Here is a 19800-nt window from a genome sequence, read left to right as displayed (position 1 = left end):
TATTAGAAGGGTTTTATAACCACCAGGATGAGGACCAGCAGCAGAACGATGACCGGAATTTCATTGAACCAGCGGAAGAATACGTGTGAGCGGCTTTGTTGCCCTTGCTGGAACTGCCGCAGATAGCGTCCGCACACACCGTGAAAGGCAAACAGGATCAAGACCAGGGTCAGTTTGGCGTGCATCCAGCCCTGTCCTTTGCCTATGCCGTAATACAAAAACAATCCCAGGCCTGTCAGCAAAGTCAAAATGGCCAGAGGAGCCATAAAGCGATACAGGCGCCGGGCCATGCCCAGAAGCGTTTCATAGGTCTTGGCATCTTGCTCCTGGGCCAGATTGACATAGATGCGGGGCAAGTAGAACAGCCCTGCAAACCAGGAGGTCACAAACAAGATGTGAAATGTTTTTAGCCAAAGCATGATTTAACCACGCATTTGGCCATTGCCGTGCAAGACCCATTTGTAGGTCGTCAGGCCTTCCAGGCCAACAGGGCCGCGGGCATGAAGACGGTTGGTGGAAATGCCGATTTCTGCGCCCAGGCCGTACTCGAAGCCGTCGGCAAAACAGGTAGGCAGGTTCACCATGACGGAGCTGGAGTCTACTTCGCGCTGGAAGCGTTCGGCCAGGCTCAGGTTTTCCGTCACGATGGATTCGGTGTGCTCTGAGCTGTACTGTGCGATATGGTCCATGGCCTGGTCCATGGAGTCCACAATGCGGATTGCCAGAATGGCCGCGGCAAATTCGGTTTCCCAGTCTTCCTCGGTAGCAGGGGCCACATTGGCAACCAGGGCACGGGTCTGCTCACAGCCACGCAGTTCCACCCCTTTTTCCTGCAACTGGCGGGCCATTTCTGGCAGGAAAGCGGGTGCAATGCTGCGGTGAACCAGCAAGGTTTCCATGGTGCCGCAAATACCGTAGCGGTAGGTCTTGGCGTTGAATACGATGCGGGTCGCTTTTTCCAGATCGGCAAATTCGTCCACATAGACGTGGCAGTTGCCGTCCAGGTGCTTGATCAGAGGAACCGTGGCTTCGGCGCTCAGTCGTTGGATCAGGCTCTTGCCACCACGCGGGACAATGACGTCCACGTAGTCGTTCATGGTTACGAGCAGGCCAACAGCATCGCGGTCCGTGGTGGGAACCACTTGCACGGCTTCTTTGGGCAAACCAGCACGTTCCAGGCTGCTGGAGATGATCTGCGCCAGGGCCTGGTTGGAATGAAAGGCTTCGCTACCACCGCGCAGAATCGTGGCGTTGCCCGATTTCAGGCACAGGGCAGCGGCGTCAATAGTCACATTGGGGCGCGACTCGTAAATGATGCCGATGACACCCAAAGGGACACGCATCTGAGCCACGCGCATGCCATTCGGGCGGGTACGCGAGGCGCTGATCTGGCCAACCGGATCATCCATATCGGCAATTTGACGCAGGCCGGTGGTCATGATCTCCAGGGCGCGGTCGGACAGGACCAGGCGTTCGATCATGGCCGGGGAAATCTGACGTTCACGTGCCGCTTGCAAGTCCAGCTCGTTGGCTGCTTGCAACTGGGCTTTTTGCTCAATCAGGGCATCAGCCATATAGCGCAGGGCGTCGGCCTTGGCTTTGCCTGTGGCGGCGCGCATACGACGGGCAGCAAGCTGGGCGCGCTTGCCCAAATCTTGCATCATGGAAGACAGATCGCCGACCTGGGTGGCGGCAGAGGACTGGGTGATATCGTTCATAGCCGTGTAACTCTCCGGTTCAAGAGAGCATTATCGCAACAATTAAGAAGTTAAGGGGTATCGGACGCTTAGCGGCGGGGCGCTTGTGTCGCGACCGCGATACGCATGGTCAGGCGGCGCATTTCTTCCCACGGGTCTTGCTGACGTCCGTTGGGGTGCAGGCCTTTGATCAAACGGTCTATATCGTGTGCATGCAGAACCGAAGCGGGCCAGCTTTGAGGCGGGATACGGTCCAGGGCCTGACGAACGAGTTTTTCACGCGGGCCAAAAATGCGGTATTGGCGAAACAGGTTGGACAGGTCCTGTCCTTGCTGACGCGCTTGTGACAAGCGGGCCAAGGTACGCACTTCTTCGCCTACAGCCCACAAGACCAGGGGTAGGGCTTCGCCTTCTGCCTGCAAGCCATCAAGCACCGTCAGGGCGCGTTGACTGTGACCTGCCAGCATGGAGTCACGCAGATCAAACACGCTGTAGCGGGCTACGTTCAGAACCGCGTTTTCCAGTTCTTCCTGACTAAGCTGGCCTGGTGGGTAAATCAGGGCCAGTTTTTGAATTTCCTGATGGGCGGCCAGCAGGTTGCCTTCAACCTTGTCAGCCATCCATTCCAGGCTGTTGCGCTCCAGGCTTTGGTCCTGGGCTTTCAGGCGCTGGGCAATCCAGCCTGCCAGAGAGTTGCGGTTGATGGGCTGAATATCAACCCAGCAGGCCACTTGTTCCAGAGCCTGACACCATTTGCTGTTGCGTGTAGCTTTGTCCAGCCGGGGAAGTTGAATCAGAAAGCTGGTGCCATCCATTTGCCCCCCGCTGATCAGCTCGCACAGCTTTTGCAGGGCGTCGCCGCCTGGCTTGCCAGGTTTGCCGCTGGGAATATTGACATCCACCAGTTTTTGATCGCCAAACAGGGAAATGTTCTGGGCTACAGCAAACAGCTGCGACCAGTCGGCCCGTGCATCCAGGGTAAAACTGCTGCGTTCGGTAAAGCCGTCCTGGCGGGCGCGGGCGCGCACCGCATCCGCCGCTTCAACCAGCAACAGAGGCTCGTCACCGGACACCACATAAAGCGGTTGAAAGGCTGCGGATGGCGTGGCCAGCTCGCGCAGCAAGGTGTCGTGGTCGGCCCTGCGTCCCATTCTTACAGCGGAGCCTGTTGTCGAGTGGGCAGCAGTTCCATCTCTTCCATGGAGCTGGCCTCTGGTTGGCTGCTTATGTAATGGTAGGCGCTGGTCACGTCGGGCGAACTCAAGCGACGCACAATGCGATTGATCAAAGACTGTTCCATATCGCGGAAAATCATCTCGATTTCGCTATCTTTGGCTTGTACAGCCTCGGCATCGTACGGTACTTCACGAATGACGTTCAGTGTTGTGGGCGGCAGGATCACGCGGCCTTTGGCGTCCAGCAGCTCGAACACAAAGGTCAGTTGCAGTTCGTACTCTTCCACCTGGCCTTTGGCGTTGATGGAGATTTCGCGTTGATTACGGCTGTGGGAGAGTTGTTGCAAGATGGCTTCAGCGTCTTGCGGGCGCTCCACAAAGCGGGTTTGCGGTGAACTGGCCGACAAGGTTCGACGCAGATTCGCGCCAAACGCACTGTTGTCCGTAATGTTGGTGTAAATCGTGTCGAACGGCAGCGGGGCTACCCCTTTCAGGTGAAAGCCACACGCTGTCAGAACAACACTGAGCAGGATCATCAAGCCCGCCAGTCCCCAGAACCTGGGTGCAGGAACAGACAAGGAGCTGGAAGGAAGCAGGCGGGCTAGGTGCATGATTAACCTACGACGTTAACGAGTTTGCCAGGCACCACAATGATGCGCTTGGCGGGGCGGCCTTCCAGATACTTGAGCACGGCAGCGTGTTCGGCTGCGGCTTGTTCAATGGCGGCTTTTTCCGCTCCCTGAGGCACGACCAATGAACCGCGCAGCTTGCCATTGACTTGCAGCATCAGCTCCACTTCGTCAGCAATCAGGGCTTGTTCATCCACAGCAGGCCATTGGGCGTCGAGCATATCGCCCAGGCTGTCTGCCCAACCCAGTTCACGCCACAACTGCCAGGTGATGTGAGGGACGACAGGGTACAGCACGCGCAACAGAATGGACGTGGTTTCAGCCAGTGCACGTTGTGCGGCGGGAGTGTCTTCCCATTGAGTCTGCTCCAGGGTGTTGAGCATCTTCATGCAAGCCGAAACCACGGTGTTGTATTGAATACGCTCGTAGTCGTAATTGGCTTGCTTGAGCAAGGAGTGAATTTCCAGACGGGTACGCTTGGCGGCCGCATCCAGATCGCTCCAGTCGGTGGCTTGTTGGGCGTTGCCAGCGCGCAGAGCATCGGCGTGGTTATAGCAGAAGGCCCACAGGCGACGCAGGAAGCGGTTGGCGCCATCCACGCCCGAATCCGACCACTCCAGGGTTTGCTCTGGCGGGCTGGCAAACATGATGAACAGGCGGGCGGTATCCGCGCCCAGCGTGTCGATCAGGGATTGGGGGTCCACGCCGTTATTCTTGGACTTGGACATGGTGCCGATGCCGTTGTACTGCACGGGCTGACCATCGCTCTTCAAACGGGCACCGATAATCGCGCCTTTTTCGTCGTAGACGTTTTCGACGGTTTCAGGCCAGAAGTACTCGATACCACCTTGAGGTGTGCGGCGGGTGTAGCTGTGGTTCAGCACCATGCCCTGGCACAGCAGGCGGGTGAAGGGCTCGTCAATCTTGACCAGGCCCATGTCGCGCATGACTTTGGTCCAGAAGCGGGCGTACAGCAAGTGCAGCACAGCGTGTTCGATACCACCGATGTACTGATCCATGGGCATCCAGTAGTCGGTGCGTGGATCGGTCATGGAGTCGTTCAGTTTGGGTGTGGTGTAGCGCAGGAAGTACCAGGACGAGTCCACAAAGGTGTCCATGGTGTCCGTTTCGCGACGTGCAGGCTTGCCGCAAGAAGGGCAGGTGCACTTCAGGAAGGCTTCGTGCTTGTTCAGCGGGTTGCCGCTGCCATCGGGAATCAGCTCTTCGGGCAGAACCACGGGCAGGTCTTTTTCTGGAACAGGAACCGGGCCGCAATCCTCGCAGTGGATGATCGGGATCGGGGTGCCCCAGTAACGCTGACGGGAAATGCCCCAGTCGCGCAGACGGTAGGTGGTTTGTTTCTCGCCCAGCTCTTGAGCATTCAGGTCTGCCGCAATTGCGTCCACGGCGGCGGCATGCGCCAGGCCGTCGTACTTGCCGGAATTGATGGTTTGGCCTTGCTGCTTGTCGCCGTACCAGTCTTGCCATTGAGTGGCGTCGTACTCTTTGCCTTCAACGCCAATCACTTGTTGAATAGGCAATTGGTATTTCAGGGCAAAGGCGAAGTCGCGCTCGTCGTGAGCAGGCACGCCCATGACGGCACCGTCGCCGTAGCTCATCAAGACGTAGTTACCGACCCAGACAGGAACGTCCGCACCGGTCAGTGGGTGCTTGACGCTCAGGCCGGTAGGCAGACCTTCTTTTTCACGGGTGGCCATGTCGGCTTCCGTGGTGCCGCCTTTCTTGCATTCTTCAATAAAGGCAGTCAGCTCGGGATTGTTGCGGGCAGCCAGGGCAGCCAGCGGGTGTTCAGGGGCAACAGCACAGAAGGTAACGCCCATGATGGTGTCCACGCGGGTGGTGAACACGTACAGACGACCGTCCTGAATCAGTTGGCCTTGCTCGTCACGAATATCGTGAGGGAAGGCAAAGCGCACACCCTGGCTCTTGCCGATCCAGTTTTCCTGCATCAGGCGCACACGCTCGGGCCAGCCGGGCAGGCCGGTTTTCACGGTGTCCAGCAGCTCTTCAGCGTAGTCGGTAATGCGCAGGTAGTAGCCGGGGATCTCACGCTTTTCAACCAGCGCGCCCGAGCGCCAGCCACGGCCTTCAATAACCTGTTCGTTGGCCAGAACGGTTTGATCCACCGGATCCCAGTTCACAGTCTGAGTCTTGCGGTAGGCAATGCCTTTTTCCAGCATCTTCAGGAACAGCCACTGGTTCCATTTGTAGTATTCGGGATCGCAGGCACACATTTCACGCGACCAGTCGATGGCCAGACCCATCGCCTGCATCTGCTTTTTCATGTAGGCGATGTTGTCGTAAGTCCACTTGGCGGGCGGAACCTGCGATTTGATGGCGGCGTTTTCAGCGGGCATGCCAAAGGCATCCCAGCCCATGGGCATGAGAACGTTAAAACCGCGCATGCGTAGCTGGCGCGCCATCATGTCGTTGATGGTGTAGTTGCGCACGTGGCCCATATGTAGCTTGCCACTGGGGTAGGGCAGCATGGAGCATGCGTAAAACTTGGGTTTGAGCGAGCCATCGGGAGCGGTGGCGTTTTCGACGGCGCGATAGGCGTCCCGATCGGTCCAGTTTTGCTGAGCGAGTTGTTCAACCTCGCTGGGGTTGTAACGTTCCTGCATGAGTGGCAATACCGTTTTAGACAAAAGTAAAGGAGTATCCGCCATTATACGGGGCAAATCTCGCTGTGGACGGCTGCAAGGTGGGCAGTGTGCATGAGCGTAATGGCAGACAGGAGGCAGGCCTGTCACAGCAGCCTGTGAAGGGCAAAAAAAACCCCTGCAGGGCAGGGGCTTTTTTTGAAAACCAATCCGCTGCAGGAGCGGTGCGCGAATTAACGCAACTTGGTTTCTTTGTACTCGACGTGCTTGCGAACGACGGGGTCAAATTTCTTGATCACCATCTTTTCAGGCATGTTGCGCTTGTTTTTGGTGGTGGTGTAGAAGTGACCGGTGCCGGCGGACGATTCGAGTTTGATTTTTTCGCGTATACCTTTAGCCATGATGAGCTCCTGGTTAAATGTTTAAGAAGCGCAGCTTAGTATTTTTCGCCGCGGGAGCGCATTTCGGCCAGAACGGAGTCGATACCGTTCTTGTCGATGGTGCGGATAGCGTTAGCGGAAACGCGCAGGCGAACCCAGCGGTTTTCACTTTCAACCCAGAAACGACGGGACTGCAGGTTTGGCAGGAAGCGACGCTTGGTTTTATTGTTGGCGTGCGAAACATTGTTGCCCGACATTGGGCCTTTTCCGGTCACTTGGCATACGCGTGCCATGGTCATACCCCTTGAGATCTAAATCAGCCTCCGCTAAACGAAAAAAGCCGCGGGCGATTGTAAAATTAGGATCGTGTTAACCCCAGTGCTGGGGTACAAAGAAGATTATTCTAATATGGAAAAATCACTTAGATCAAGTTTTACCGTGCTTTCCTTGCTGCGTTGCGGCCAAACAGCCACGATAAGACGGCACAACTGGCCAATACGGCGGTCAATGGCAAAGCATTGGAAGAGGACCAGCTGCTGACCGCAAAACCGGCCAGCGCACCACAAAGCATTTGCAAAGCGCCCATCAGGGCCGAGGCCGTTCCCAGGCGATGGCCTTGTTCAGACAGGGCCAGGGCCGCGGAATTGGGGTTCACAAAGCCTTGGCACGCCATAAAGCCCATCAGCGTCACCATCAGCCAGGTCAGGTCCAGTACGCCCAGCAGGGTCAGAACGGCACCCAGCAGGGTAAAGATCACTTGCAGTCCCTGTGCCACGCGCAGCAAAGTGGGCGGGCTGTACGTATTGAGCAAACGGGCGCTGACTTGAGAGAAAACAATCAGACAGGCGGCATTCGCGCCAAAATAAAAACCGAAATGGCGCGGCTCGACTGCAAATAAATCAATAAAGACGCGTGGCGATCCGGCGATATAGGCAAACATGCCTGCAGAACTGAAACCGGCGGCCAGCGAATAAAACATGAAAGGCCGGTCGCGTAACAAGGCACTGTAATTATGGGCAATCAGTTTGGGTTGCAGTGGCAGGACTCGTTCGGGGGTCAGGGACTCTTTCATGGTGAAAAAAGTCAGCAGCCACAAGAGCACGCCACAGCCAGCCATGAAGTAGAAAATACCGCGCCAGTCGCTAAACAGCAGGATCTGACCACCGATCAGCGGGGCCAGAATAGGCATGACGCCCATAATCAGCATCAGCATGGACAGGGCGCGGGCGGCTTCACGGGTCTCGAAACGATCCCGGATCACGGCACGGGGAATAGCCATGCCAGCGGCACCACCAAAGGCCTGCACAATGCGCCACACGGTCAATTCATCAATATCGCTGGCGCGTGCACAGAAAAAGGAAGCGGTGGTGAAAATCAGCACGCCCAGCAGCAAGGGCAGCTTGCGCCCGAAGCGGTCGGCCATGGGGCCGTACACTAATTGAGCCACGCCCACACCCAGCAAGAAACCCGCCAGCGTGCGCTCTACCATGCCCGCCGAGGTGTTCAGACTCTGGGCCATTGCCGGGAAGGCGGGCAGGTACATATCAATGGCCAGTGGCCCCAGGGCAGTGAGCAGCCCCATCAAGATGAGCCAAGGGGGAAATGCAGGGGAGTGGTTGCGTGTCATCGGGCCAAGTATTAAGGTGGGGCAGATCCTGGCCGAGAGCCTGAACCCACTACCCTGTGCCGAGCATCAATGCAAACCGATGCAATGGGCCAAAGGCAGGCAGTTTAGCATGGGGCAAGGTCAATTCCGGTCTAAGTGCTTTAGGTGTGAAGCACATGATTCGTGACTTTGACGCAACGGATTCAGGGGCTGATTGTATTAGGCTACAGGATTGACAGCTTACGGGCGGTGTGTCGAAAGAGGCGACACATTGTCATCTTTGTTTGTTTACATACAAGGAGGCGAAGTTGAGTTCAATTTCATCAATGGTCCAGGCCAAATTAGATCAACTCAGCATCCCGGTTCGGCTGACCTTGCCCAACGGCGAGCAAGTTGGCACGGCTGATGCTGCGGTTCATCTGATCATTAAAGATAATGCCACCTTGGCGCAGCTGGCCGCAGGGCAATCCGGGCAGTTGGGAGAAGCCTACGTGGAAGGGCGTATGGACTTTGAGGGCTCCATGCGGGATCTGATGCAGCTGGCAGCGGATATTTTGCCGGGCTCCCCGGTTGACGCTGCCCAGGCAGGCTGGCTGACTTCCATCGTCAAGCACCTGACCTCAGTTTGGCGTCACTCCCAGGAAAGGGATGCCAAACAGATCCAGTTTCATTACGACTTATCGGACGATTTCTACGCCTTGTGGCTGGACCCGCGTCGGGTCTACTCCTGCGCCTATTACCGCGAACCGGACATGACGCTGGCGCAGGCTCAGGAAGCCAAGCTGGACCACATCTGCCGCAAGCTGCGTCTGCAGTCGGGCGAGCGCTTTCTGGATGTGGGGGCCGGGTGGGGCGGGCTGCTGATGTGGGCGGCTGAGAACTACGATGTGGACGTGACGGGCATCACCTTGTCCCGTAACCAGCATGCCTATGTGAACGGGCTGATCGAGCAGAAAGGTCTGTCGGGCCGGGCCCGCATGATGTTGCTGGATTATCGCGAGCTGGATGAGCTCAAGCCTTATGACAAGCTGGCCTCGGTCGGGATGTTCGAGCACGTGGGCCGCGCCCAGCTCAGCGCCTATTTCGACAAGTTGCGCCGTTTGGTCAAACCCGGTGGTTTGATTCTGAATCACGGCATTACGGCCGGTGGCGTGGACAATAGCCAGCTGGGTGCCGGGATGGGCGACTTTATCGAGAAATACATTTTCCCCGGCGGAGAGCTGACCCATATCAGCCATGTGCTGCGTCATCTGGCCGAAGGTGGTCTGGAAGGCCTGGACATTGAGAATCTGCGTCCGCACTATGCGCGCACGTTGTGGGCCTGGAGCGATGCCTTGGAAAGTCAGTTGGACAAGGCCAAGGCCACGCTGGATTCTGAACAGGGTCAAAAATCCTTGCGTGCTTACCGGGTTTATCTGGCTGGTTGCGCCATGGGTTTTGAGCATGGCTGGATTGCCCTGCATCAGGTTCTGGCTCAGGCGCAAAGTGCTGGGCGGGCACAGGAGCTGGATTACGCGCCAGACCTGGTGTATCCATGGCGTCGGGACTATATGTACCAGCGTTAGAGGGCGCGGTCTGGAGGGGCAGATGACAAGGCTTTAGGCCTTGTCATTTGTCTTTTTTGGGGCTGCTTTTACGCCACTCCATCAATTCTGAATTAATAAGTAACAAAAAAAAGTTTAGAAAATCGCTAAAACCACGCCAAACAAGGGTTTTGTTGCGTTTTTGCCATTGACATATTCCAAGGTTTTGATGGTTTTGCGCGGTAAGAATTTGTTTTTGATTGCAAAGGCCCGTAGAATGGCCTCCTTACCAGATTCATCAATTCGATCTAGAACCGCCTGAAACTGCGTGTTCTATTCGCACCAAATCATCGCCCCGCGCGGTGTAACCCTGGCCCAGCCGTTTTGTTTCGGTCAAGGCAGCGAACAGTACAAAAAGGGCTCAGCCCTGAATATTGTTCCGGGTTTTTCGTGAGTGCCTGGCACTCGCTCTATACGTAGGTATGTATTGGCGATAAGAGCATCGTCTTCCGCACACCCCTTTAGCCTTGGCGCCGACTGATCATGCAGGACGCGTCCACAGTAACTCAAGGAGGAGCATCATGTCTTCATACTTCCCTCACGCCGGTGCCAAGTCGCGCTTGCACCGCTTTCCCCTGATTCAAGCCTCTGTGCTGACCAGCGTTTTGCTGGGTTTGTCGTCCGCCGCACAAGCCGCTACCCCGGTTGCCTGCGAACTGGACCGCACGGTTCGCTTTGGCGGCATGAATTGGGAATCCAATCTGGTCCTGACTGAGGTCGAGCGTTTTATCGCTGACAAGGGTTATGGCTGCAAGACTGAGGTCATCTCGGTCGAGACGCTTCCGGCCTTGGCCGCATTGGAGCGAGGCGACCTGGATGTCAACACTGAAATCTGGCTCAACAGTGTGGCTGATCCCTGGAAACAGGCTGAAGCCAAGGGAAATGTAAAACGTATTGGCGATATTTATATGGGTGGCGAAGCCTGGTTCATTCCACGCTACACCGCCGAGCGCCTGCCTGAACTGAAGTCCGCTGCGGACTTGCCCAAGTTCAAGGATGAATTCAAGGACCCTGAAGAACCCGGTAAAGGCCGCTTCTATGGCTGCCCGGCAGGTTGGGGTTGTGAAGTGGTCAGCGGCAATCTGTTCAATGCCCTGAAGCTGGGTGATACCTTCACCTTGTTCTCGCCCGGTACCGGTGCCACGCAGAAAGCGGCCTTGACCTCTGCTTATCAGCGCAAGGAAAACGTGGTGTTCTACTACTGGTATCCGACACCGTTGGTGGGCTCCATGGATCTGGTCAAGCTGGAACTGCCCGCTTATGACGAGAAAAAGCACGGGTGTCTGACGGACCCGGATTGTGCCAATCCAGAGCCTAGCGATTACCCCGAAAATCCGGTGTTCACTGCTGTGAATACGGAGTTCTCCAAGCAGGCTCCCGAACTGACGGCCTTCCTGGCCAATGTCAGCATGCCCCTGGAGCTGATGAACGACACCATGGCCCACATGGAAAAAACCGAAGGCGAGCCTGAGGATGTGGCGCACTGGTTCCTGAAAGAGCACGAGGACACCTGGTCCAAGTGGGTGCCCATGGAAGTGGCTCAGCGCGTAAAAGCCGCTCTTTAGTATTCGTGTCGTTGTAGGGCGAGGCCGGCCTCGGTGACTGCACCCCATGTGGGTGCGGGTACTGAGCCGTACCTCGCTTTTCTGCCTGGTCCCATTGTGGCCGGCAGGCTCATGGCCGGGCGATATGCCCGCGCCGCATGCACGAGTTTTACGGAGTGTTTTTTATGTTTCCTGAGTTGATTGATCCGCGCGCCTTACGTTTGCCCATCGATCAGTTCGTGGGTGATCTGGTTGCCAATTATTCCAGTACCTTGCGCGCCATGACCCAGCCTTTGCTGGACATGCTGGTCTTTATGGAGTCCATCTTGCGCAGCAGTCCCTGGTGGGCCGTTGTGCTGGTGGTGGTCGTGCTGGGCTGGGCTGCCAGCCGTCGCGTCCTGTTTTCCGTGGCCATGGGTGCCATGCTGTTCGTCATTGGTTTGATCGGCCTGTGGGATGCTGCCATGCAGACCCTGGCGCTGATGATCGTGGCCGTTTTCCTGTCTGTCCTGATAGGCATACCGCTAGGTCTGTTGATGGCCAGCTTCAACTGGCTGCGCCGCATCATGATGCCGGTGCTGGACGTGATGCAAACCATGCCCAGCTTTGTGTATCTGATTCCGGTAGTGATGCTGTTCAACCTGGGCAAGATCGCCGCCCTGATTGCCACCATTATTTACGCCATTGCGCCGGTAATTCGTCTGACCGATCTGGGTATACGCCTGGTCGACAGCGAAGTGCTGGAAGCCTCGCGCTCCTTCGGGTCCAACCGCTGGCAGCAGCTCTACGGGGTGCAATTGCCATTGGCCATGCCCAACATCATGGCGGGTATTAACCAGACAACCATGATGGCGCTGGCCATGGTAGTGATCGCCTCCATGATTGGTGTGCGAGGTTTGGGCTACGAAGTGCTGCAAGGTATCAACCGCCTGCAAGTAGGCCGTGGCCTGATGGCCGGTTTGGGTATTGTGCTGCTGGCTATTCTGTTTGACCGTATCACACAAGAATTTGGCCGCCGCTTTCAGACACGGGAGGCCTCATGAGCAAGATTGAAGTTCGCAATATCTACAAGATCTTTGGCTCCCAACCCGAGCGCTGGCTGGAAGAAGCTCGTAACGGCGTTCGCAAGGATGAGCTACTGGCCAAAAGCGGTCACACCTTGGGGCTACGTGACATCAGCCTGTCCATTGAACATGGCAGCATTTACGTCATCATGGGTTTGTCCGGTTCGGGCAAGTCCACCCTGATCCGCCATTTCAACCGCCTGATCGAACCGACAGCCGGGCAGATTCTGGTCGATGATGTGGATGTGATGAGCCTGGATGGCAAGGCGCTGATGCAGTTCCGCCAGCAAAAGATCAGCATGGTCTTCCAGCGTTTTGGCCTGTTCCCGCATCGCACGGTGCTGGAGAACGCGGCTTATGGTCTGCAAGTGCAGGGCATAGGACGTGCCGCCCGTGAAGAGAAAGCCACTTACTGGCTGGAGCAGGTAGGGCTGCAAGGCTTCGAGAATCAGTATCCGCATCAGTTGTCTGGCGGTATGCAGCAACGTGTGGGTCTGGCGCGTGCCTTGGCCACCGATGCCGACATTCTTCTGATGGACGAAGCCTTCTCTGCGCTGGATCCGCTGATTCGACGTGAAATGCAGGACCAGTTGCTGGAACTGCAGGCCCGTCTGAACAAGACCATTGTGTTTATTACGCATGATCTGGACGAAGCGCTGCGTCTGGGCAACCGGATTGCCATTCTTAAAGATGGTGAACTGATCCAGGAAGGCTCGCCCGAGGATATTCTGCTCTCGCCCGCCAGCGATTATGTGCAGGCCTTCTTGCAGGATGTGAACCGCAGTAAAGTGCTGAACGCTGCTCATGCGGTGCGCGATTCCAGCAAGACGCTGACCTTCACCATGCGTACCCGCGCTGTTCATGCGCTGGAGCGCTTGAGCGAACGGGGCGTGCGTTATGCGCCTGTGCTCGATGGCAAGCGTTTGGCCGGTGTCTTGATGCGTTCCAGTGCTCAAGAGGCGGTGCAACAAGGTGCACGGGATATTTCCGGTTTTGTGGACGAGATGAGTTCCGTTCCCGCCACCATGGGTCTGGATGAAATCCTGGGGCAATTGTTGCGTAGCAGCGAACCTTTGGCCGTCACGGGCGAGAACGACGAGTTCCTGGGCCTGCTCTCGCGCAGCAAGGTTGTGGACCTGGTCAGCCCGCTTATTGATGCGGTTGAAGCGTCGCCGGATGCGGCTGCCGAGTCGACTCCGAGCGATACTGCCAAGATCGTGGAAGCCATTGAAGGCAGTAAACCTGCTGCCTGAGTTAGCCTTGTCTTGCTAAAGCGGTAAAGAAAACGGGACCCGTTGAATAACTGGCCCCGTTTTTTTTGTTTGTGCTTTCACGGCTTGGCTTATTTTGGCCTTAGGCTTCTACTGCTGAGCAAAGAGCAAAGAGCAAAGAGCAAAGAGCAAAGAGCAAAGAGCAAAGAGCAAAGCGCAAAGCGCCGCTGGATGTCTGAGTCTGCCATGGACCTGAATGCCGGCAGCTCATGCTTTGCTTGTTAGGACGCCCGCACCTTGCGTCTTGCCGGATTGTAGATACGCAGAATATGGCTGTACCAGAACAGCAGCAGCAAGGCCGAGGCTCCCAGACCCAGGCTGGACATGGTCCACAAGCTGGCTGCCCCTACAGGCGCTCCCGGTGCCAGCCACTGAATGACTCCTTCCAGCGATCCGGCGGCAGGCCCGAAGCCCAGCCACCAGCCACCGCCCAGGCCCAGCACGCTCAAGGCAAAAAATTGCAGCAGCATGGGGACAAAAGCCACTTTATAGGCGCGCAGCAGATAGGAAATCAGACACTGGAACGCGTCGCAAAAGTGGAAGAAGGGCAGCAGTTGCAGCAAGAGCAGGGCGCGCAGGGCCACGTCGGCATCGTCGGTATAGGCATGGGCCAAGGTAGGGCGCAGCAGAACCAGCAGGCTGATCGTCAAGGTGACCCCGGCCAACACAATCCCCAGACTTAACATTCCCACATGGCGGGCACGATGATATTGCCCGGCTCCAATGGCTTGAGCGCTGACCGAGGCCGCAGCAACACCCACGGCCATGGGCACCATAAAGCAGACAGCGGCCAGATTGGCCATGATCTGGTGAGCACCCGAAGCAAAGACCCCTTCGCGGGCTACCAGCAACGCCATGAAGCTGAAGGCACAGATCTCGATCAGGTAAGAGCCGCCCATGGGCAGGCCCAGGCGCAGCAGTTCTTTCTGCGCCGTCCAGCTAGGCAGGCCCAGTCGCAAGCTAAAGGGCTTGTAGAAGCGGTCGGCGCGCAGCAGCCACAGGCCAGCAGCCAGCATTAGCCAGGAAACCACGGTAGTCGCCAGGCCTGAACCGACGGCTCCCATGGCTGGCAAACCAAACTTCCCGAAAATCAACATCCAGTTGAACAGGGCCTTGAAGGCCACGCTGAACAGATTGATCAGCATGACGGCTTTGGGGCGAGAGGTTGCCGTGCCCAGGCAGTAAATCGTTCGGAAAACCAGGGAGGCGGGCAGGGCCAGAATCAGGCTGCGCAAATACCAGGTCACCCGGTCATGAACCTCAGGGCTCAAATCGCCCGACCAGCTTAGCCAGATATTGGGAAAGGCCAGCGCCAGGGTGCCGATCAAGGTCAGCAACAGGGCCAGCCACACGCCTTGCCCCCACCAGCGGCCTACTTCAGTCAGGCGGCGCGCGCCAAATTGCTGCGCAATGATAGGAATCAGGGCGTGGATGACACCCATCAAGCCAATAAAGACGGTGATGTAAATGGATACGCCCAGGCCCATGGCCTGCAAGTCGACCGGACTGCTGTGGCCGACCATAACGGTATCCAGCACCCCAAAGGCGATACCCGCCCAGGAGCTGACCAGCACAGGCCAGGCCTGACGCAGGATTTGGCCTGCCTGGCCTTTCCAGTTGTGATGAAACACGGAGGACATGATTGAAACTTACTGAGCTTGTACTCGCAGCAGACGGAAAGCCTCGTGACGATCTGGCCCGCGTTTACCTTGCCAGAGCTGGACCGCATTGTCAGGAATGGGGGCCTTGCCATCTTGCAGGTCGCGCAGGGAGAACTGTTCCAGCACCAAAGAGCAGCGGTTGTCGAAATTGATCTTGATGTTGTTAAACACCAGGAAGGAGGCTCGTTGTCCCGAACCCAGGCCCCAGGAGCGCAGGCATTCGCCGGGCTGCCTGTGTTCGCGCAGGGCGGCGGACAGTTCACCGGAGACGTCCCGGTAACTACGTACGTAGTCCAGCGAGGGCATCCACAGGGTAACCAGCAGGAGCCAGGTCGTAATCAGGCCACCTGCAGACAAGACCGTGCCGCGCAGCAGCCCTGGCGGGTTGGTAGACAGGCGCCAGCGTACCAAGGCGATCCAGGCCAGCGTACCCAGCGCAGCAATAATCATGACCGGCCAGGAGATAAAGGTGTCATAACCTTGAGTCTGGCGGGCGATATTGTGCGAAATCTGACGTGGCCAGCCGGTTTGTTGCGCAATCCAGCCCAGCCAGACCGTGGTTGCCGTCAGCGAGAAGCACATGATGGCAAACCAATCCAGCGTATTGACCACGCCACGCCGCAAGGTGGGCAGCGAGAACGCGGCCAGGACGGCGCAAGGTACGACCAGCAGGGCGTATTCGGGCTCGAAGGCATCGCGGATAAACAGCAGGCTCAGCAGCGGGACCAGCAGGCTGATGGCAGGCACATAAATATGCGGGGCCTTGAACCAGCTGCGCCACTGCCACAGTGCCAGCAGTGCCAAAGGCCAGGTCGGCCAGAGGAACCACAACAAGTCACGCAGATTATTCAGTTGTTCCTTGAAACCCGCCCAGCCCCAGGCGGCCAGATGCCATAGACGCCACTGTTCAGTCCAGTACACGCTGACGCGTTTGGCGGGAATCCACCAGACCATGATGATGGCCAGGGTCAGGACGGCACTCAGGGCCAGCCATTGGCTGTGCTGACGCAAGGGACCACGTGGAATGAAGCACAGAACGGTGGCCAGCATGATGGGGCCAGCGCCCAGCCAGCCACGGGTCAGAAAGCAGGCGCCCAAAGACAGGCCCAGCATGATCGCACCGGAAGCGGGACGGTCAAACATGCGCACCAGGCTGTACAAAGCCAGAGCCTGGAAGGCAATGATGGCTGGCACTTCCGAGGTTTCGTGCATACGCCAGAGGATGCCGACCGTGGCTACCGTCAGCAGCAAGGTGGCGTCGGCAATCATGCGTCCATAGGCCGTGGGCGAGGGCTCGCCCCCAAAGGGCAGGCGCAGCGGTTGGGCCTCAGGGCGTCGAGCCAGCCAGTAGGCGCTGTGCCAGACCGAAGCCGCCAACATGCCGAACCACAGCAGGTTAGGCAGTCGGGACGCCACAATATTGGCGTTCAGCTCGGAGGTAAAGAGCTTGAGCAGCGGTGCAAACAGCGTAATGAACAGGGCACCCAGCCAGGTGGTCAGCGGCCCGTCCTGGGCATGTGCCAGATCGCCCACCTGCGGCAACAACAGGGCCTGACCGCTGGGATCTGACAAAGCGGTAAGCATGGTTGCCAGCCCGATGACATCGTCTGCCTTCCAGGGATCACGGAAAAACAGACCCGCAAGAATGTAAATAGTCCCAACGACCAGCAGGACCAATCGGGGAAGTTTGACGGCAGCGGTAGCAGTCAGGCGAGCAGGGGTGGAGGTGGGTATGAGGCTGGATGACACGTCTAGGGTAAAACAGTCTGTTGATTCGCCCTATCTTAATGCAAAGGGGGCGCCTTGGCCGGGAAATGTGCGGTAAAAAAAAGGCAGCCGAAGCTGCCTTTTTTGCGCTGAACGCGGTATGCCGAGAAAGAGAGCTTATTCGCCTTTCTTGACGGTACCAGCCGTACGGGCAAAACGGGCGCGGAATTTTTCAACGCGGCCAGTTTCCACGATACGGGTTTGAGCGCCCGTGTAGAAGGGGTGCGACTCGGACGTCACGTCACACTTGAACAGCGGGTAAGTCTGACCGTCTTTTTCGGTGGTTTCGCGAGTCTGGACAGTGGAACGGGTGATAAAGGAGTTGCCCGTTTGCAGGTCCAGAAACACCACGTCACGGTATTCTGGGTGAATGCCTTCTTTCATGATGATTCCTGTTTTAACAAATAAGGACCGCCAGCAAGGCACGTATTTACAAAAATAAAGCTGCGCAGGGCAGATTTCCAATCTTGTAAGTACCGGCACTAAAAAGCTAGAGGGCTGTTTTTTTAACCGGGTTTGGGTTTTGACATCCTGCCCGATTGAATAATGCCTAAAGACTTTTTGCCACGTATCCGATGAAGCCTGAAATTTTAGCATTGAGCCGCCGCTTTTCAAAGAAAACTCCATCAAAGCGCGGCACAAGTGCAACAAGAAGCCGCCTAATGATAGGCCTCAGGTCCCGAAACCCGGAGATTGTCAGGGTTCGGGGCGTCTTGCTTGATGGTCGATAAGGTCGTCAGTCGATCTGTTTGCGCTTGCGGAAAGACAGAATCCAGATGCCGACCGCCAGCTCAAGTGCCGCAATAATCCACAAACCGCTTTGGAAATTACCGCTGGCGTCTTTCAGGGCACCCAACATGAAGGGCGCGCCAAAGCCGGCCAGGTTGGCGACCGAGTTGATGAAGGCCACGCCAATAGCTGCTGCCGAGCCTGCCAGAACGGCGTTAGGCAGTTGCCAGTACACTGGAATGCAACCCATGGTGCCGGACACGGCAATAATCAGGCTGATGAAGGCCATGGTCGTGTTGTTGCCCAGGAAGAGTCCCACGCCTGCCAGACCGACTGCGCCAATGATGACGGGAATTCCTGTATGCAGACGGGCTTCGCGTCGACGGTCGGCACTAAAACCCAGCGCCAGCTGGAAAATCGCCCCAAAGACATAGACCAGGCCAACCAGCAAACCAACTTGCAGCGGGTCGGTTGGCCCTAGCGAGCGCACCAGGGTGGGGGCAAAAAAGGCTAGTGTGGAGTTGGCCGCCACGATGCCAAAGAACATCAGGGTCAGGGTCCACAGATCGGTATTGCCCAGGGCTTTCTTGAAACTGTGCTCGCGTGGGCCTGCAGCCTTGGCGTCCAGCACCAGCTCCTGCTTGATCAGGTCTTTTTCACGCTGGCTTAACCAACTGGCTTTTTCCGGACTGTCCACGATGAACATCACCGCCAGAATACCCGCGAAAATTGTGGGCAGGCCTTCCAGCAGAAACAGCCATTGCCAGCCCGACCAGTCATTGACACCATCCAGGCGCGTCATGATGAAACCGGCCAGGGGCGCGCCCACAACCGAAGCCACTGCCGAGGCAGAAATAAAGACCGCAAAGGCTTTGGCGCGTCGATGGGCCGGGAACCAGAAGGTCAGAAACAGCAGCACGCCGGGCTGGAAGCCCGCTTCAAAAGCCCCGAGCAAAAAGCGCATCACATAAAAGTAAGCGGCTGTTTTGGTAAACATCATCAGCACACAGATCAGCCCCCAGCCAAAGGCGATACGGGCCAGGGTCTTGCGCGCACCAATACGCAGCAGCAACCAGTTGCTGGGCACTTCAAAAAAGAAGTAGCCCAGAAAGAAGATACCAGCGCCTATGCCGTAAACCGTTTCGGAAAACCCCAGTTCGGGCTGCATTTGCAGCTTGGCAAAACCAATATTGAGCCTGTCTATCCAGGCCAGCATCCAAAGCAAGAAGATGAAGGGCAAAATGCGCCACATCACTTTCTTGTAAATCTGATCCAGTTCTTGCTTGCTGGCGGATAAAGCCTGACTTCCGTGCGCAAGGGTGCTGCTTGTCATGGGGTGTCTCCTTGTGTGGTACAGCGTGTTATGGCTGATCTGGGGGCAGGCGCTCGGCCATAAGCTCGCAGGCAGCAATGATGGGATTGATCACCGGCACAGCCAGCCTGCTTTGCAGGGCCTGGGCGCTTTGGGCCAGTGGGCCGCCGCCGATGATGACGGCGCGGGCACCGTCCTGTTCGATACATGCCGCGACGCTATCGGCCAGTTCCTGATCCTGACGATCAGGGGCCTGGGCCAGGTCCAGCGGGGCGGTAGGGGTCAGGCGCAGGCCGGAGAATTGTTCGCTCCAGCCATAGCGCTGTACCTGATCCAGAATGGATTGCTCCAGACCGGGGGTGGTGGTGGCAATGCCAAAAGGCGTGCCTGCTCGGGCAGCCAGCACCATGGAGGCCTGACCGATGCCGATGACCGGAACCGTGAGGCGTTCAGTCAGGGATTGCAGGCCGGGATCTCCAAAAGCGCCGACGATGACGCCATCAACGTCTTGCGCCTGGGCTAGCACCTGCGGGTGCCTGGATATGGCGGCGGCCTGCTCCAGTTCTTCCATTTCGGTCAACATGCCTGGTCCCTCAGGGGCGGTCAGCCCCCGGACCTGGATGTCGCGGCGCTGCAGGCTCTGGAAACAAGCCTGGGCAAGCGCCACCATCATGTCCGTGGTGGGACGGGAAGTATTGGGGTTGATGAGCAGTACGGTATGAGACATAAATACAAGGGCCGCAGCAAGGCGGCTTTTT

Annotated in this window: 17 protein-coding genes; 4 read left to right on the top strand and 13 right to left on the bottom strand. The window is 57.3% G+C overall.

The features are described 5' to 3' along the window. Positions 1–2 precede the first annotated feature (2 nt). The 8 genes from M2Q46_RS06680 to M2Q46_RS06645 all read right to left on the bottom strand — a co-directional run bounded on the left by M2Q46_RS06680 (position 3) and on the right by M2Q46_RS06645 (position 8087). The gene (locus M2Q46_RS06680) at positions 3–419 is read right to left on the bottom strand and encodes a CopD family protein (RefSeq protein ID WP_035272539.1); all 417 of its coding nucleotides are present in this window, start codon (positions 417–419) and stop codon (positions 3–5) included. A 3-nt stretch (positions 420–422) separates the two neighbouring features. Next, positions 423–1664: a glutamate-5-semialdehyde dehydrogenase gene (locus tag M2Q46_RS06675; protein WP_302357048.1), complete on the bottom strand. Its 1242-nt coding sequence runs from the start codon at positions 1662–1664 to the stop codon at positions 423–425. A gap of 122 nt (positions 1665–1786) precedes the next feature. Continuing rightward, on the bottom strand, positions 1787–2848 hold the full coding sequence (gene holA / locus M2Q46_RS06670) for a DNA polymerase III subunit delta (protein WP_060186927.1): 1062 nt from the start codon (positions 2846–2848) through the stop codon (positions 1787–1789). Positions 2849–2850: 2 nt separating this feature from the next. After that, the gene (gene lptE / locus M2Q46_RS06665) at positions 2851–3483 is read right to left on the bottom strand and encodes an LPS assembly lipoprotein LptE (protein ID WP_026483068.1); all 633 of its coding nucleotides are present in this window, start codon (positions 3481–3483) and stop codon (positions 2851–2853) included. 2 nt (positions 3484–3485) lie between these two features. After that, on the bottom strand, positions 3486–6146 hold the full coding sequence (gene leuS, locus M2Q46_RS06660; protein ID WP_035272544.1) for a leucine--tRNA ligase: 2661 nt from the start codon (positions 6144–6146) through the stop codon (positions 3486–3488). 212 nt (positions 6147–6358) lie between these two features. Beyond that, positions 6359–6526 carry a 50S ribosomal protein L33 gene (rpmG, locus tag M2Q46_RS06655; RefSeq protein ID WP_003802781.1) on the bottom strand — a complete coding sequence of 56 codons (168 nt, stop codon included), beginning with the start codon at positions 6524–6526 and terminating at the stop codon, positions 6359–6361. Positions 6527–6561: 35 nt separating this feature from the next. Beyond that, on the bottom strand, positions 6562–6798 hold the full coding sequence (gene rpmB / locus M2Q46_RS06650) for a 50S ribosomal protein L28 (protein WP_003802782.1): 237 nt from the start codon (positions 6796–6798) through the stop codon (positions 6562–6564). A 140-nt stretch (positions 6799–6938) separates the two neighbouring features. Next, entirely contained in the window at positions 6939–8087 is a 1149-nt protein-coding gene (locus M2Q46_RS06645) for a Bcr/CflA family multidrug efflux MFS transporter (protein ID WP_035272768.1), read from the bottom strand. 332 nt (positions 8088–8419) lie between these two features. Between M2Q46_RS06645 and M2Q46_RS06640 the strand changes: the two genes are divergently transcribed. From M2Q46_RS06640 to M2Q46_RS06625, 4 genes are all read left to right on the top strand, one after another. Continuing rightward, complete coding sequence (locus M2Q46_RS06640; protein WP_026483065.1) at positions 8420–9676, top strand: class I SAM-dependent methyltransferase; 1257 nt, start codon at positions 8420–8422, stop codon at positions 9674–9676. Positions 9677–10215: 539 nt separating this feature from the next. Then, positions 10216–11259 (top strand): ABC transporter substrate-binding protein, encoded by a 1044-nt coding sequence (locus tag M2Q46_RS06635; protein WP_009456480.1) that lies wholly within the window; start codon positions 10216–10218, stop codon positions 11257–11259. A 164-nt stretch (positions 11260–11423) separates the two neighbouring features. Further along, the gene (locus M2Q46_RS06630; protein ID WP_009456478.1) at positions 11424–12281 is read left to right on the top strand and encodes a proline/glycine betaine ABC transporter permease; all 858 of its coding nucleotides are present in this window, start codon (positions 11424–11426) and stop codon (positions 12279–12281) included. Beyond that, positions 12278–13555 (top strand): glycine betaine/L-proline ABC transporter ATP-binding protein, encoded by a 1278-nt coding sequence (locus M2Q46_RS06625; protein WP_009456471.1) that lies wholly within the window; start codon positions 12278–12280, stop codon positions 13553–13555. The genes M2Q46_RS06630 and M2Q46_RS06625 overlap by 4 nt, the downstream gene beginning before the upstream one ends. 239 nt (positions 13556–13794) lie before the next feature. Here the strand turns inward: M2Q46_RS06625 and M2Q46_RS06620 are convergent, their stop codons facing one another. From M2Q46_RS06620 to M2Q46_RS06600, 5 genes are all read right to left on the bottom strand, one after another. After that, a complete protein-coding gene (locus tag M2Q46_RS06620; RefSeq protein ID WP_302356934.1) occupies positions 13795–15213 on the bottom strand; it encodes an MATE family efflux transporter in 1419 nt (472 codons plus the stop codon). Positions 15214–15222: 9 nt separating this feature from the next. Further along, entirely contained in the window at positions 15223–16983 is a 1761-nt protein-coding gene (locus tag M2Q46_RS06615; protein ID WP_257112115.1) for a glycosyltransferase family 39 protein, read from the bottom strand. A gap of 135 nt (positions 16984–17118) precedes the next feature. Then, positions 17119–17385, bottom strand: a complete 267-nt coding sequence (locus tag M2Q46_RS06610) for a type B 50S ribosomal protein L31 (protein ID WP_009456467.1) — start codon at positions 17383–17385, stop codon at positions 17119–17121. Positions 17386–17737: 352 nt separating this feature from the next. Beyond that, on the bottom strand, positions 17738–19063 hold the full coding sequence (locus tag M2Q46_RS06605; RefSeq protein WP_302356933.1) for an MFS transporter: 1326 nt from the start codon (positions 19061–19063) through the stop codon (positions 17738–17740). Between the two features lie 28 nt (positions 19064–19091). Continuing rightward, positions 19092–19769, bottom strand: a complete 678-nt coding sequence (locus M2Q46_RS06600; protein WP_060186922.1) for an aspartate/glutamate racemase family protein — start codon at positions 19767–19769, stop codon at positions 19092–19094. Positions 19770–19800: the final 31 nt, after the last annotated feature.

Origin of the sequence: Alcaligenes sp. YSL9 (assembly GCF_030515105.1) — a bacterium.
Classification (GTDB): domain Bacteria; phylum Pseudomonadota; class Gammaproteobacteria; order Burkholderiales; family Burkholderiaceae_B; genus Alcaligenes; species Alcaligenes phenolicus.
Note: the sequence above shows the minus strand (reverse complement) of the source record. Positions and strands in the feature narration are given on the sequence as shown.

Coding starts and splice junctions, on each gene's coding strand:
- M2Q46_RS06645 (WP_035272768.1), bottom strand. CDS start 8,087: ATGGGGCTGCTCACTGCCCTGGGGCCACTGGCCATTGATATGTACCTG.
- M2Q46_RS06630 (WP_009456478.1), top strand. CDS start 11,424: ATGTTTCCTGAGTTGATTGATCCGCGCGCCTTACGTTTGCCCATCGAT.
- lptE (WP_026483068.1), bottom strand. CDS start 3,483: ATGCACCTAGCCCGCCTGCTTCCTTCCAGCTCCTTGTCTGTTCCTGCA.
- leuS (WP_035272544.1), bottom strand. CDS start 6,146: ATGCAGGAACGTTACAACCCCAGCGAGGTTGAACAACTCGCTCAGCAA.
- M2Q46_RS06675 (WP_302357048.1), bottom strand. CDS start 1,664: ATGATGCAAGATTTGGGCAAGCGCGCCCAGCTTGCTGCCCGTCGTATG.
- M2Q46_RS06680 (WP_035272539.1), bottom strand. CDS start 419: ATGCTTTGGCTAAAAACATTTCACATCTTGTTTGTGACCTCCTGGTTT.
- rpmG (WP_003802781.1), bottom strand. CDS start 6,526: ATGGCTAAAGGTATACGCGAAAAAATCAAACTCGAATCGTCCGCCGGC.
- M2Q46_RS06610 (WP_009456467.1), bottom strand. CDS start 17,385: ATGAAAGAAGGCATTCACCCAGAATACCGTGACGTGGTGTTTCTGGAC.
- M2Q46_RS06600 (WP_060186922.1), bottom strand. CDS start 19,769: ATGTCTCATACCGTACTGCTCATCAACCCCAATACTTCCCGTCCCACC.
- M2Q46_RS06635 (WP_009456480.1), top strand. CDS start 10,216: ATGTCTTCATACTTCCCTCACGCCGGTGCCAAGTCGCGCTTGCACCGC.
- rpmB (WP_003802782.1), bottom strand. CDS start 6,798: ATGGCACGCGTATGCCAAGTGACCGGAAAAGGCCCAATGTCGGGCAAC.
- holA (WP_060186927.1), bottom strand. CDS start 2,848: ATGGGACGCAGGGCCGACCACGACACCTTGCTGCGCGAGCTGGCCACG.
- M2Q46_RS06605 (WP_302356933.1), bottom strand. CDS start 19,063: ATGACAAGCAGCACCCTTGCGCACGGAAGTCAGGCTTTATCCGCCAGC.
- M2Q46_RS06625 (WP_009456471.1), top strand. CDS start 12,278: ATGAGCAAGATTGAAGTTCGCAATATCTACAAGATCTTTGGCTCCCAA.
- M2Q46_RS06620 (WP_302356934.1), bottom strand. CDS start 15,213: ATGTCCTCCGTGTTTCATCACAACTGGAAAGGCCAGGCAGGCCAAATC.